The following is a 12,807-nucleotide window of genomic DNA, read 5'->3' on the forward strand; positions in this document are numbered from 1 at the left end:
CGCCGCTTGTCCCCAATGGTGCTTGGCATCCATCGGCACGACGAAGAGCGTCCACGCGTATTGCAGATTCGCGACCAGGCCCATGCAGATGATGCCGATGACGAGCTGGGCCCAACGATTCGGGCTTTTGGCCGCTCGTAGGGGGTCAGGGGTAAAGGTGTTTGCCATGTCTGTACGTCTCCTTTATTGACCCAAGTCGGCGCTTTAGCGCTCTGCCCGGGTCCCATGCAAGATGGTTGCATTGTTGCGCTCGATCGGCGCCCTGGATGCAATTGAGCGGGTGATCTGTCTGTGCGGCGGGTCCTCGACGTTTGGAAGAGTTGAAGAAAACCGGGCCAGTGCAGCCCTTAGGAAGCGCTTGCCTTGGCTTCGAGTTCCGTGATGCGTTTGCGCAAATCGCGCTCTTGCTGGAAGCGTTCCGTCTCGTCGCGAATCACCGCGACGATGCCCGACACCGCGTTGTCCGGCGCATGCAGCAGCGCGACGGTAAACGCGATCGACATCGAGCGGCCTTCCTTGTCGACGGCAGGCACGCGCAGCACGTCATGGCCGTAACGCGTCTGACCCGTCGCCATGGTTTTTTCATAACCGGTCCAGTGACGTCCGCGAAGACGTTCCGGGATGATGATGTCGAGCGACTTGCCGAGCGCTTCGTCCTGCGTGAAGCCGAACAAGCGTTCTGCCGCCGGATTCCACAGGATGATGGCGCCGGCTGCATCGGCGATCACGATTGCGTCGCCGATGGCGTCGATCAGTTGCCCAACATCGATGGCGCTATGTTGCGAGGTGCTGGTCATATGTGGGTCGCCATGTTCTGATGCTGCGATTCAATGCATCGCACCGGCCGCCATGCTGGCCGGCCGGTGCGAATTCCGCTTCAGACTGCCTGTGCCTCACGCAAGCTGGCGATTTCCTCGTTGCTGTAGCCGAGGCTTGCGAGCACTTCGTCCGTGTGCTCGCCGAGTAGCGGCGAACCCGTGATTTCCGGCTTCAGGTCCGAGAACTTGATCGGGCTGCCGACCGTCAGGTACGTACCGCGCTCCTTGTGCGGCACTTCCGTGATCGTGCCGCTCGCGCGCAGCGATTCGTCGGCGGCCAGCTCCTTCATGCTCAACACCGGCGAGCACGGGATGTCGAACTTGCGCAGGATGTCGACCGCTTCGAACTTCGTCTTGTCGGCCAACCACTCTTCGATGGTCTTGAAGATTTCGAAGATATGCGGCTGACGCGCCTTCGGCGTGTTGTAGTCCGGATCTTCGATCCATTCCGGCTTGCCGAGCGCGCGGCAGATCGGCGCCCACGCGTGGCCCTGGATCGTGAAGTAGATGTACGCGTTCGGGTCCGTTTCCCAGCCCTTGCACTTCAGCACCCAGCCCGGCTGGCCGCCGCCGCCGGCATTGCCGCCGCGCGGTACGACGTCGCTGAACGTGCCGTGCGGATACTGCGGATACTCTTCGAGGTAGCCGAGGCGGTCGAGGCGCTGCTGGTCACGCAGCTTCACGCGGCACAGGTTCAGCACGCTGTCCTGCATCGACACCGCCACCTTCTGGCCCTTGCCCGTCTTCTGGCGGCCCATCAGCGCGGTCAGGATGCCGATCGCGAGGTGCATGCCGGTGTTGCTGTCGCCGAGAGCCGCGGCGCTGACGGTCGGAGGACCGTCCCAGAAGCCCGTCGTCGATGCCGCGCCGCCCGCGCATTGCGCCACGTTTTCGTAGACCTTCAGGTCGTCGTAGTGGTGGCCGTCGCTGAAGCCCTTCACCGAGGCGACGATCATCTTCGGATTCAGCTCGCGGATCGTGTCCCACGAAAAGCCCATCCGGTCGAGCGCGCCCGGACCGAAGTTCTCGACCAGCACGTCCGATTCCTTGATCAGCTTCTTGAGCACTTCCTTGCCTTCCGGCTTCTTGGTGTCGAGCGTGAGGGATTTCTTGTTGCTGTTAAGCATGGTGAAGTAGAGCGCGTCGACATCCGGAATGTCGCGCAACTGGGTACGCGTCACGTCACCGGCGCCGGGCCGCTCGACTTTGATCACGTCCGCGCCGAACCAGGCAAGCAACTGCGTACACGCCGGACCTGCCTGAACGTGCGTGAAATCGATGATCTTGATGCCTTCAAGCGGCTTCGTCATGGCTTCTGTCTCCTGACAGCTTTGGTTGAATGAGGACTTCCCGAACCTTCGTGTGATATACAATATTCCATACATCGTATTCGAATAATCAACGTTAACCCGCTTAGGGTTTCCCGTAGCGATCGAAACTCGACAAATACGACGGATGTGATAGCTTGATAAATATTGTGTCTGTAATACTGTATATCACCACGAGACAACAACACCCGCCGTTAAGGAGACGTCATGGCAGATGTGCTTGAGATCACCCCGCAGGCCGCGCAGGCGGAAGACACGCAGAAGCAAACGGACGGGTTCCACCTCGTCATCGATGCGCTGAAACTGAACGACATCGACACGATTTTCGGTCTGGTCGGCATTCCGATCACGGACCTGGCGCGCCTCGCGCAAGCCGAGGGCATGCGCTTCATCGGTTTCCGCCACGAGCAGCACGCGGGCAACGCCGCGGCAATCGCCGGCTATATGACGAAAAAGCCCGGCATCTGCCTGACGGTGTCGGCGCCGGGCTTCCTGAACGGCCTGACCGCGCTCGCGAACGCGACCACCAACTGCTTCCCGATGATCCTTATCAGCGGGTCGAGCGAGCGTGAGATCGTCGATTTGCAGCAGGGCGATTACGAAGAGATGGATCAGTTGAACGCCGCGAAGCCGTATGCGAAGGCCGCATATCGCGTGCTGCATGCGGAGGACATCGGCGTGGGCGTGGCGCGTGCGATTCGCGCCGCCGTGTCGGGCCGTCCTGGCGGCGTGTATCTTGACCTGCCGGCGAAACTGCTCGCGCAGACCATCGACGCGGTGAAGGCGCAGCAGTCGCTCATCCGCGTGATCGATGCAGCGCCGGCGCAGTTCCCGGGACCGGAATCGGTCAAGCGCGCACTCGACGTGCTGAAGGGCGCGAAGCGTCCGCTGATCCTGCTCGGCAAGGGCGCAGCCTACGCGCAGGCCGACGACGAGATTCGCGCGCTGGTCGAGCAGACGGGCATTCCGTATCTGCCGATGTCGATGGCGAAGGGCCTGCTGCCCGACACGCATGCGCAGTCGGCATCGGCGGCGCGCTCGTTCGTGCTGGCCGAAGCCGATGTCGTCGTGCTGATCGGCGCGCGCCTGAACTGGCTGCTCTCGCATGGCAAGGGCAAGACCTGGGGCGCTCCGAAGAAATTCGTGCAGATCGACATCTCGCCGACCGAGATCGACAGCAACGTGGCGATCGCGGCGCCGGTGATCGGCGATATCGGTTCGTGCGTGTCGGCGCTCCTCGGCGGCATCGACGCGAGCTTCCCGAAGCCGTCCGCCGAATGGACCGACGCGATCAACGAGCGCAAGAGCAAGAACCTCGCGAAGATGGCCGCGACCCTCGAAAAGAATCCGTCGCCGATGAATTTCCACAGCGCCCTGCGCGCGATCCGCGACGTGCTGAAAGAACATCCGGACATCAACGTCGTGAACGAAGGCGCGAACACGCTGGACTATGCGCGCAGCATCATCGACATGTACCAGCCGCGCAAGCGCTTCGACTCGGGCACGTGGGGCATCATGGGCATCGGCATGGGCTTCGCGATCGGCGCGGCGGTGACGAGCGGCAAGCAAGTGGTCGCGATCGAAGGCGACAGCGCGTTCGGCTTCAGCGGCATGGAACTGGAAACGATCTGCCGCTATGACCTGCCGGTCTGCACGATCGTCTTCAACAACAACGGCGTGTATCGCGGCACCGACGTGAATCCGACTGGCGGCAAGGACGTTGCGCCGACGGTGTTCGTGAAGGACGCGCGCTACGACAAGATGATCGAAGCGTTCGGCGGCATCGGCCACCACGCGACGACGCCGGACGAATTGACGAAGGCGCTGAAGGAAGCCATTGCATCGGGCAAGCCGACGCTCATCAACGCTGTGATCGACGAAGCCGCCGGCACGGAGAGCGGACGTCTCACGAACCTGAATCCGCAAAGCGCGGCCATGAAGAAGTAAGCGACGGCGCGGGCCAAGGCTCGCGCGCAATGACGGGATGGCCCGCGAGTCTCACGGCTCGCGGGCTTTTGCGTTTGGGTTCCAGCGTGCATTCGCAGTATCTGCTTACCCATAACGACGGAGCGATCGGCAAGCGTCACTGAACGTGAATTCTGCGGGGGACGATTGGCGCGCCATGCAGGCGGCCGGGCGGCCGCTTGCGTCGGCCGTTTGAGGGAAACGAATGCGTGCGCCTAGCGGGCCCGCTGGATGAGATCTTGCGCTTCCTGCGTCGCCATGCCGGCGTACAGTTCGGCCCATTTGCCGAGCAGCGCGCGGTCGTTGGTCAAGAAGAGCGGCGCAATGGCCCAGCTCACCACCTTATCTCCGGCGCGCGCCGTTTCGAAGATGCGCAACTCTTCGTCCGTACTGATGCCGGCCTTCACGAGTTCGTCATACGACGCAGGCGTGTCGAATTCGACTTCATGCGGCGGCACGCCGTACAAAATGGCGAGCGTATTGCGGATCTTGCGCGACGCGTGATCGCGGCTCGGCGCCAGCACGAACACGACGCCTTCCATCGGCCCGTATGCGAACGTGCGATACAGATCGCGTTTGTTCAAAGCTTCTTGCTGAGTTGTCATCGAATACCTCCGGCTCAACGGGCCATCGATTCTTGGCTAGGATCGATCGACATCGAGTCGACGCTGCCGGGTTGAGCAAATTTGGGCGAGCCCTCAACAAACGTTAAGTAAGCGCTAAGAGGGTCTATTCTAGATCACATCCCTTACTTTCGTTCTCGCCCGTCAACGCTCAGGCGCTCAATTCGACTGCCCCGCCGGAATCAGATACTTCGGCAGCGCGCCGAGTTGCCACTGAAATCCGCCGCTCGGCACCGTGACGGTCGAGGTGGCGCCCTGCCAGTTCCGCTGCGTGTACTTGCCCGGCGGAATCTGCACCGATGCCGCGCTCTCGTTCGAACCCGTTTGCCAGCCGACGTAGACCGGATTATCCGCTCCATACTGATAGACCTTGACGTCGCGGCTGTCGATCAGCGCGCGAGCCCACTTTCTTGCACCGAGCGTCTTCATGACGACGGACGCGGCCACGTAAGCGGGCTTCGGTGTCAGGTCGGCGCGCAGCATCCCGAAGTTGGACTCCTTGTTGTTCGGATCGACGCCGTCGTCGACGAAGTCATACCAGAACACGCCTTCCGTTGCTTCATCATAGCGGCGCGAGAGCAAATAGGTGCGCGCGATATTGGCAGCTTGCGAAGGCTCGCTGAGACCGGCCGATTGCGGGCTCGACGGCCAGCCGATTTCCGTGATCCACACCTTCAGCTTGGCGTGACCCTGCCTGGGATTTGCATTCATCATGCGCGCAAGATGAGGCCAGACGTTGGGAATGTTGACTGGATTGACGGGCGCGCCTTTCGCCGGGTAGCCGGAGTCCGGATCGTGCGGCGACATGTACGGATGGATACTGAAACCGTCCTGATAGTCGAGGACGCCCGCCTTGATCAGCGCCACGATGCAGTCGCCGCCGGGGCCGCCGCCTGCGCCGCCGCCGCCGCAGGAGATGACGGTCGAGTCGGGACTCACCTTCTTGATCGCGGGATAGACGTCCTTCAGCAACGCCGCGTAGTTTTCATAGCTGACCTTGGGGAAGGCGGGCTCGTTCCAGATTTCCCAATGTTTGACCTGCTTGCCGTACATGCCGACGAGCTTCTGCGCATAGCGCACGAAAAGATCGCGTTCCTGCTGGTTGACCGGAAAACCTTGCGGCCCCTTGAGCAGATTCGGATACGCCTTGCGATTGCTGTAATCGAGAATGATCAGCGGCTTGAGATTCAGCTTGGCGGCTTGCGTGACATAGTTGGTGTAGTCGGCGGGAAAGCTGAAGTTGCCCGCCGTCTTTTCGACTTCGCTCCAGTACAGTTCATCGCGGATCCAGTTGAAACCCGCCTTCTTCACGAGCGGCAGCACGACAGCAGGATTGCCCTTGTGCTGTCCGAAGTGCGTGATGACGCCGGCGTCGGTGAATCCGGCGCCGCCCGCCGTGATCGCCGCCATGTTGATCTTCAGTTCGGCGCCGGAACCGCCTTGCAGTTTCGCGTCGAGCAGATAAAGCCCGTAAGCCGGAATCGCGACATTGAATGAAGCCTTCCCTCCGCTCGCCGACGCCTGATAAGTCGTCACCGGCGTGTCCGACGGCTTGCCGTCCGCATCGTATCGGTAAAGCGTCGCGATGAGATTCGAGCCCGCGCCGGCTTGCGGCGCGACCTGGAGGTCGACCCGTTTCGTGCCGGGGCCATCCATGATCAGCGATCCGGGCGCGTTCAGCACGCGCATCGCGGCATCGGCGGCGAAGGCGGACTGCGCGGCGCTGGCTAGCGCGGCGAACGCGATGACTCCGGCCAGCCGGCCGGAGCGTGACAGGGCGTGCGAGGTGAAGACCGCTGGCATCGTGGCTTCCTTGTGTATGGCGCTGCTTGGGGGATTTGAAGCGCAACGCTCGACCGGTGTGGACGAGCGCCGCGAAAGTGACGAAGACCGCGCGAGCGGAGGGGCGCGGGGCCCCGGTTCGTCCATTCGCGATCGAGGTCCTGCGCGAAGCATCCACGGCTTGCGTTGCAAGGTGGTGCTTCGGCAGGCCGTCGCTTCACATGAGGCGGTCGACGTCAGGCGTCGCGCTGCGTGACGTTGGGCGCATACGCGCTCGCGTAGGCATACGTGCGCTTCTCGCTGCGACGCTTCGGCACGGCGTTGAAGATCACGCCGGAGATGCGTGCGCCAGTGAGATCGAGACGCTTGATCGCCTGTTCCAGTTCGCTTTCGCTTTGCGCGCTCGGACGCACGACGACCACCGTGGTGCCCGCGTTGCTCGCGATCATGTTCGCGTCGCTGACCGCGAGGACGGCAGGCGTGTCGATGATGATGAGGTCGTACTGCGGGCTCAGGTATTCGAGCAGCAGCGGCAGTCGAGTCGTCGAAAGCAGCTTCGACGGGTTCGGCGGGAAGCGCCCAGCCGTGATGATCGACAGACCCGGCACGTCGGATGCGCGGATCGCGTCGTCCGCTTCGAGCTGGCCGGCGAGCACTTCGGCGAGCCCGCTCTGGCGCGACTGTCCGAAGATCGAGGCCATGCGGCCGCGCCGCAGATCGCCGTCGATCAGCAGCACGCGCTTGCCCGACTGCGCATGCAGCGCCGCGAGGTTCGATGCGACGAACGTCTTGCCCGTACCGGGCGTTGCGCCAGCGACGGCCAGGATGTTGTTCCTTGCGCGCTCGATGTCGATCATCAGCGAAGCACGCACGGCTCGCAACGCTTCCACGGCCATGTCGTCGGGACCGTCGTCCGAGAGCAGGAAATTGGCGCCATTGCCATCGCGCGACGCTCCGTTGGCAAGCGCGGGCTCGTCGGCGCCTCGCACCTTGCCGGGCAAGAGCGATGCCGGCGTTGCAGAACGGTCGAGACGCGCCTGTTCGTTGCTGTACATGACCGCGCCCAGAACCGGCAGGTTGAGGTGGCGTTCGACGACGTGCGGGCTTTCGACATTGCGCGAAAGCTGATTGCGGAAGAACACGAAGAGCACGCTCAGGATCACGCCGGCGGCACCGCCCGCCGCGATCACGATGAGGCGCTTGGGCTTCGCCGGTTCGGTCGGGAACACGGCCGTATCGATGATATGCACGTTGCCGATCGTGCCCGCGCGCGTCACGGCAAGTTCGCTCGCCTTTTCGCGCATCGCGACGTAGATGTCCTCGGCGACCTTGGCATCGCGCGTAAGATCGGCCGACTTGCGCTCGGAGACGGGCAAGCCGCTAAAGCGCTTGTCGAACGCTTCCTTCTGCGCGGTGAGCGTGGTGATCTGATCGTCGATCGTGCGCACTTCGCGGCTCGACGGCATGAAGCGGCTCGCGACCTGCTGACGTTGCATCTTGAGCGCCGCAATCTGCTTCTCGAGATCGAGGCTGCCTTGCAGGTACGACGCTGCTTCGGTGCCGGGCGTCATCGAGCTTGCATCCGTGCGGTACTTGCTGAGTTCGGACTCGGCACGCTTCAGTTCGGATTCGAGCCGGGGCAGTTCGCCGATGATGAAGTCGCGCGTGACGCTCGCTTCCTGACGATGCTGGTCGATGTGAGCGGCAATGTAGGTTTGCGCGATCGCGTTGGTGATCACTTGCGCGAGCTTGGGATCGTCGTTCTCGTAGAGGATCTGGACGACGCCCGAGTCCTTCGCCGACTCCTGCACCTTGAGCTTCTTCAGGAAGCGCTCGACGGCCTTGTATTCGCTAAAGCGCGTCACGGCGAATTCCGTGTCGGGGCGTGCCGCGAGATGGCTGACAAGGATCGAGATGCCGTCCGCACTAGCGACCTGGCCGACCGTGCCGTGCAGCAGCGCATTGCCGTCATGGTCCATCAACTGGTAGGCGTTGCCCGGCAGGACGCGCAGCGTCAGCTCCTTGTTCTGCAGGCGTCCCGGTACCTGAAGCGAGTCGATCGCGACATCCTCGCCGCCCCACGCAAACGACTTGAGCCCGAAGATGGCCGGCATCGGATCGCCCTGCGTCGCGAACAGCGACGAGACGCGTCCGAAGAACGGCACCTGATGCGGCGTGACGAGAATGTCCTGCTTGTACTTCTTGATGACCGGCAAGAGCACGGTCCGGCTCTGGATGATCTGGATTTCGGCGTCGGTGGGGAGCGTCGACGGGACCATCTGCTGCTGAGTCTGCGAATTGACGCCGAGCACGTTCGGGTTCGGATAGTCGACCTTGACGAGCGCGTCAGCCGAAAAGCTCGGCGTGGCGAGATACGCGTAAAGGGTCGCGGAGCCAGTCACCAGCACGATGATCAGAATGACGAGCCCAACGTTGTCGACGATGAGCCTCCACAGTTCCGCTGCGGAAAACCCGTCGTCGCTGTTGCGCGCGCGACCGGGATCAAAACCTAGAGCAGGTGTATTCATCTGACGCTTTCCTCATTCATTCGAGAATCGGTACGCGGCATGTCCGCATGCCGCTGCCGGTGTCACCAAGACGTAACGCGCCAGGCTGGTGGGCTGTGGCGCGGCCTTCGACATCGACAACGGTACGGATCGGACGCCGCCTGCTAGCGACGCAAATCTGTTTTCGTCGGATTGCGCAGTGCCTTAGAAGCAATTTTCCTGCACGGGGCCAGAGCAAGGCAATAGAGCGCGAAGTCTGGGCGACAGGAGACGCGGTGTCGGCACTGCCTGGGCAATCCGTACCTTCCGGATTCGATAAGACAGCGTATGTTCACTACCGCACACGAGTAAAAATCCGGCGGAAGTGCTAGTGCCTCGATCGTTTTTATTCGATTTTTTATTTGTCTTACATTTGAGGGACGCTAGTGCCTTGATCCGAAACGCATTCGACTTGATGCGCAATCGTTTGGCGCGTGCCCGGGATATCAGAAAACATCGCTCAGGGGCGACGTCGTGCGTTCATGCCCAAGCCGCGCTTCGTCTAAGCGGCTCCAAGCAGCGTAGTAAATTTTGCGAGTAATGCAAGTCGGATTGACGGTGCGCCGGCAATCGCTGCCGGCGCACGATGGTTCGCTGCTCGCTGATCAGACCGGATTGGCGCGCGTGAAATTCTTGTACGCGTCGTAAGCTGCTCTCTTCGTGACGCCATCGGTCTTCACCAGACCGTAATTGTCGTCGATGACTGCGTACAGCATGATGCACTGGATGTTGTACTTGTCCTTGACCGCCTTGTACTGCGTCATTGCGCTCGTCACATAGGCGGCCGCCGATGCATTCGTGTCCTGCGAGCCCGACCAGCCGAATTCCGTCAGCCAGATCGGCTTGCCGAACGAGTCTTTAAGGATCTGCAGAACGTCGACGGAAGCGGTGCGGCCTGCGCGCTGGATGTTGTACGAGCTCTTGTACCAGTGGTACGTTGTGAAGTCCCAGCGCACGAGCGCTGCGCCGCCGCGACCCGCCGCCGTGCCGTTCGGCGAGATGCCGTTCCAGAGCATCTGGAGTGCGCGATACGCCATCGGGATGCCGACGTTCACGCCAACCTGGATCGACGAGTCGATCGCCTTCACACCGTCGATCATGCCGCGGATCACGCCACGGAACGACGGCCAGTAGGACGCATTCCAGTCGGTAGTTGCGCTGCCGTCGCCGCCGATCTTCAGCGCGACGTCGAGTTCGTTGCCGCATTCGATGTACTTCACGAGGCCCTTAAGCGGCCGCGTGCAGTTCACCGCGAGGTTGTAGCCGAGCGTGTACGCCGCGGATTCCGAACTCTTGACGTCATAGCCGGCAGAGCGCGGGTTGAGCACGGGCAGGATGATGATGCCGCTGCCCTTGAACGCGCCGTTGAGCGCGGTTGCCAGGACTTGCGCCATGCCGCCGCTCGCGACATCGGCGCGATAAACCGTGGCGCCCAGATCCTTAAGGATCTTGACTTGATTCGCCTGCGTCACGTTGTGGTAGATGCCGGCGTTGTACGCCATGTGACCGTTCAACCCATAGAACAGCTTCTGACCGGTCGTTGCCGCTTTCGCCGTTGCTTCCACATCGGCGCTCTTGGCGGTCGCGTCAGCAAGGTCGCTTTCTGCGCCACCGCCGCCGCACGCGGACAGGGCAACGCTACCGGCTCCCGCTGCCATTGCAGACAGGAATTTCCGACGAGGGAATTTCAATGCGGACTGCGATTCGATTTCAGGAAATTGTTGCTGGTGTTGAACGTTTTGCTTGGTCGACATGGGTAAGTAATTACGGGTTTCTATGGGCGCTGAGTATAGTCGTACCTTTTGGGCAAAGCCTGTAACTCGATGTAACAATTCCGGCTTTAGGGAAATTGTTCTTTACTACTATCGTATGAAATTAAATTTTTTCCGATGTTCCGCGGATTAAGCATGCATGGTCTTAATTCATCGGCTCGAAGCATGCAAAAAACGGCACTGGCAGTAGGACTATTTCGAAATTCGATAAGCGCTAGCGGAATTCGTAGGAGGAAATGACCGATCGACGAGGTAATTTCGGTAATCGCGCGCGGTGCAAACAATGGCTAGAGGGAATTCCCTATGCGGTATTTATGTCGCCCTAAACGAACGAGGGGAGCTTGCTCCGGTGGCTGAGCCATGCGGAGGCATCAATTACCGCGGCATGGCGGAAGCTGCTCCGGCGCGCGAGTGCACTTTGTCGAGATGACGGTTATGCTTGCGAACGTTCGGCTCATGCGCGCTCTGCTTGACCGTCCGTCGGACACGACAACTTTTTAAGCCCGCCTCTGGTCCTTTTGGCCGATCTTTACTCGTGTGCGTTAGTGAACATACGCGCGCTTAACGGTGCGGAAATGTAGGCGGTCGTAGAAGGGTTCGCGCGACGGCTCAGTCATGGCGTCGCAAGATGGATCGTGAATGTCAGCCGGGCCGCAGGCGAGAATTCGACGTCGAGGGCAGTCTCGTAACGAATCCTTTAGCGTCATCGAATGGTGGAAGCGGCCCGTTCGCGCTGGGAAGCGGGTGCGCAATCGATGACGGTCTTTCGCACCAGGAGAATAGCCATTGAAGACACCAGCCGCCGTATTGCCTAACCGTATGTCCCACATCGACGCGATCCGGGCCGTCGCGGTCCTGTTCGTGATGTGGATGCATTACTCCGAAGTCTTCTCCCGCATCGCAGGCTCGGGGGAATGGCTGCACAAGCTGCCGTATTACGCAAACTTCGGGCGCATCGGCGTCGTCGTGTTCTTTGCGCTGAGCGGCTTGCTGATTCCCAAGAGTCTTTATGGACCGCTAGCCGCTGGCACGCGGCGGTTCGTCATCAGGCGCTTCTTCCGGTTGTATCCTGCGTTCTGGGTATCGATCCCGTTGGGGTATCTCTCTTACCGTCTTCTCTTCGACAAGCCGACAGAAGCGGCCATGTGGCTCGCGAATGCGACGATGCTGCCCGACGCACTCGGTCATCCGGAGATGATGGGGCATTACTGGACGCTCGAAACCGAACTGGTGTTCTATGTGCTGTGTCTCGTGCTGTTCTGGCAGGGCGGGTTGCAGCGCATGCGGGACTTGTGCGTCGTTTGCGTTTCGCTCGGTGCCGCGTTCGTTATCACGTCCGCGCTGAAAATGATTCCGGCCACTGCGCTCGGCCAGTACAAGGGCATGCTGTATCACTTGTCGATCATGTTCTGGGGCGCCTGCTTCCGGCAGGTTTATGACAATCCGGATGCGCGCGTGGTGTTCAGCCTGCCGGGCGTGCGGGGATTCAAGCTCGACTGGTCGTACCGAAAGGCTTTCATCGCTGTCACCGGTGTGGTCGCCAGTATTTCGGTGCTGACCTTTGCTGTCGCGATCATCCAGCACGATCCCGAGCACGTCATCAATTCAGTGAGCTACCTGATCGGACTGGCGGTCTTCGCGCTGCTGGCGACGGTCTGGAAGATCCACCTGCGATTCTTTGCGTGGATGGGCGAGATCAGCTATTCGCTTTACCTGCTGCACGGCGTGCCTGTCTATGTGCTTTACTGGGCCTGTCAGCGATGGGGCTGGGACGGCGGCCCGCTCGGTCTTTATATGGCGATCAGTGCGGTGTTTGCGGTCGGATTGTCGTGGCTCAGCTTCCGTCTGGTCGAAGCGCCTTGCATCCGGCTTGGACATGCATTGACGTCGAGTCGCCGCACAGCGACGGCCGCGCCCACCGGCGTTTATATCGGCGAGCCGGCGCCCGATAAAAACGGTCGCCGCTGATTGCA

General features: G+C 61.3%; 8 protein-coding genes and 1 pseudogene. 2 read left to right on the top strand and 7 right to left on the bottom strand.

The window, feature by feature from the left end; genetic code table 11:
* The 3 genes and pseudogenes from QCE48_RS17965 to frc form a co-directional block, all read right to left on the bottom strand.
* Positions 1-168: pseudogene (locus QCE48_RS17965) on the bottom strand (oxalate/formate MFS antiporter); the annotation flags it as partial.
* Positions 169-347: 179 nt separating this feature from the next.
* Entirely contained in the window at positions 348-797 is a 450-nt protein-coding gene (locus QCE48_RS17970; protein WP_309794273.1) for a PAS domain S-box protein, read from the bottom strand.
* Positions 798-877: 80 nt separating this feature from the next.
* Positions 878-2,128, bottom strand: coding sequence for a formyl-CoA transferase (gene frc, locus QCE48_RS17975; RefSeq protein WP_309784214.1), 1,251 nt, complete (start codon positions 2,126-2,128; stop codon positions 878-880).
* Positions 2,129-2,353: 225 nt separating this feature from the next.
* Between frc and oxc the strand changes: the two genes are divergently transcribed.
* A complete protein-coding gene (gene oxc, locus QCE48_RS17980; protein ID WP_309784215.1) occupies positions 2,354-4,093 on the top strand; it encodes an oxalyl-CoA decarboxylase in 1,740 nt (579 codons plus the stop codon).
* 233 nt (positions 4,094-4,326) lie between these two features.
* On the opposite strand, the gene QCE48_RS17985 is transcribed toward oxc, so the two are convergent.
* The 4 genes from QCE48_RS17985 to QCE48_RS18000 form a co-directional block, all read right to left on the bottom strand.
* The gene (locus tag QCE48_RS17985; protein ID WP_309784216.1) at positions 4,327-4,716 is read right to left on the bottom strand and encodes a hypothetical protein; all 390 of its coding nucleotides are present in this window, start codon (positions 4,714-4,716) and stop codon (positions 4,327-4,329) included.
* A 177-nt stretch (positions 4,717-4,893) separates the two neighbouring features.
* Positions 4,894-6,537 (bottom strand): cellulase family glycosylhydrolase, encoded by a 1,644-nt coding sequence (locus QCE48_RS17990; protein WP_309784217.1) that lies wholly within the window; start codon positions 6,535-6,537, stop codon positions 4,894-4,896.
* Positions 6,538-6,752: 215 nt separating this feature from the next.
* Positions 6,753-9,044 carry a polysaccharide biosynthesis tyrosine autokinase gene (locus QCE48_RS17995; RefSeq protein WP_309784218.1) on the bottom strand — a complete coding sequence of 764 codons (2,292 nt, stop codon included), beginning with the start codon at positions 9,042-9,044 and terminating at the stop codon, positions 6,753-6,755.
* A gap of 623 nt (positions 9,045-9,667) precedes the next feature.
* Positions 9,668-10,627 carry a glycosyl hydrolase gene (locus tag QCE48_RS18000; protein WP_309784219.1) on the bottom strand — a complete coding sequence of 320 codons (960 nt, stop codon included), beginning with the start codon at positions 10,625-10,627 and terminating at the stop codon, positions 9,668-9,670.
* A 1,026-nt stretch (positions 10,628-11,653) separates the two neighbouring features.
* Here QCE48_RS18000 and QCE48_RS18005 point away from each other — a divergent pair.
* The gene (locus QCE48_RS18005; RefSeq protein WP_309784220.1) at positions 11,654-12,802 is read left to right on the top strand and encodes an acyltransferase; all 1,149 of its coding nucleotides are present in this window, start codon (positions 11,654-11,656) and stop codon (positions 12,800-12,802) included.
* Positions 12,803-12,807: the final 5 nt, after the last annotated feature.

It is taken from the genome of Caballeronia sp. LZ024 (assembly GCF_031451455.1).
Lineage (GTDB): Bacteria > Pseudomonadota > Gammaproteobacteria > Burkholderiales > Burkholderiaceae > Caballeronia > Caballeronia telluris.

What these genes read in the sequence shown, in the direction of transcription:
- QCE48_RS17970 (WP_309794273.1), bottom strand. Translation starts at nt 797, where the DNA reads ATGACCAGCACCTCGCAACATAGCGCCATCGATGTTGGGCAACTGATC.
- frc (WP_309784214.1), bottom strand. Translation starts at nt 2,128, where the DNA reads ATGACGAAGCCGCTTGAAGGCATCAAGATCATCGATTTCACGCACGTT.
- oxc (WP_309784215.1), top strand. Translation starts at nt 2,354, where the DNA reads ATGGCAGATGTGCTTGAGATCACCCCGCAGGCCGCGCAGGCGGAAGAC.
- QCE48_RS17985 (WP_309784216.1), bottom strand. Translation starts at nt 4,716, where the DNA reads ATGACAACTCAGCAAGAAGCTTTGAACAAACGCGATCTGTATCGCACG.
- QCE48_RS17990 (WP_309784217.1), bottom strand. Translation starts at nt 6,537, where the DNA reads ATGCCAGCGGTCTTCACCTCGCACGCCCTGTCACGCTCCGGCCGGCTG.
- QCE48_RS17995 (WP_309784218.1), bottom strand. Translation starts at nt 9,044, where the DNA reads ATGAATACACCTGCTCTAGGTTTTGATCCCGGTCGCGCGCGCAACAGC.
- QCE48_RS18005 (WP_309784220.1), top strand. Translation starts at nt 11,654, where the DNA reads ATGTCCCACATCGACGCGATCCGGGCCGTCGCGGTCCTGTTCGTGATG.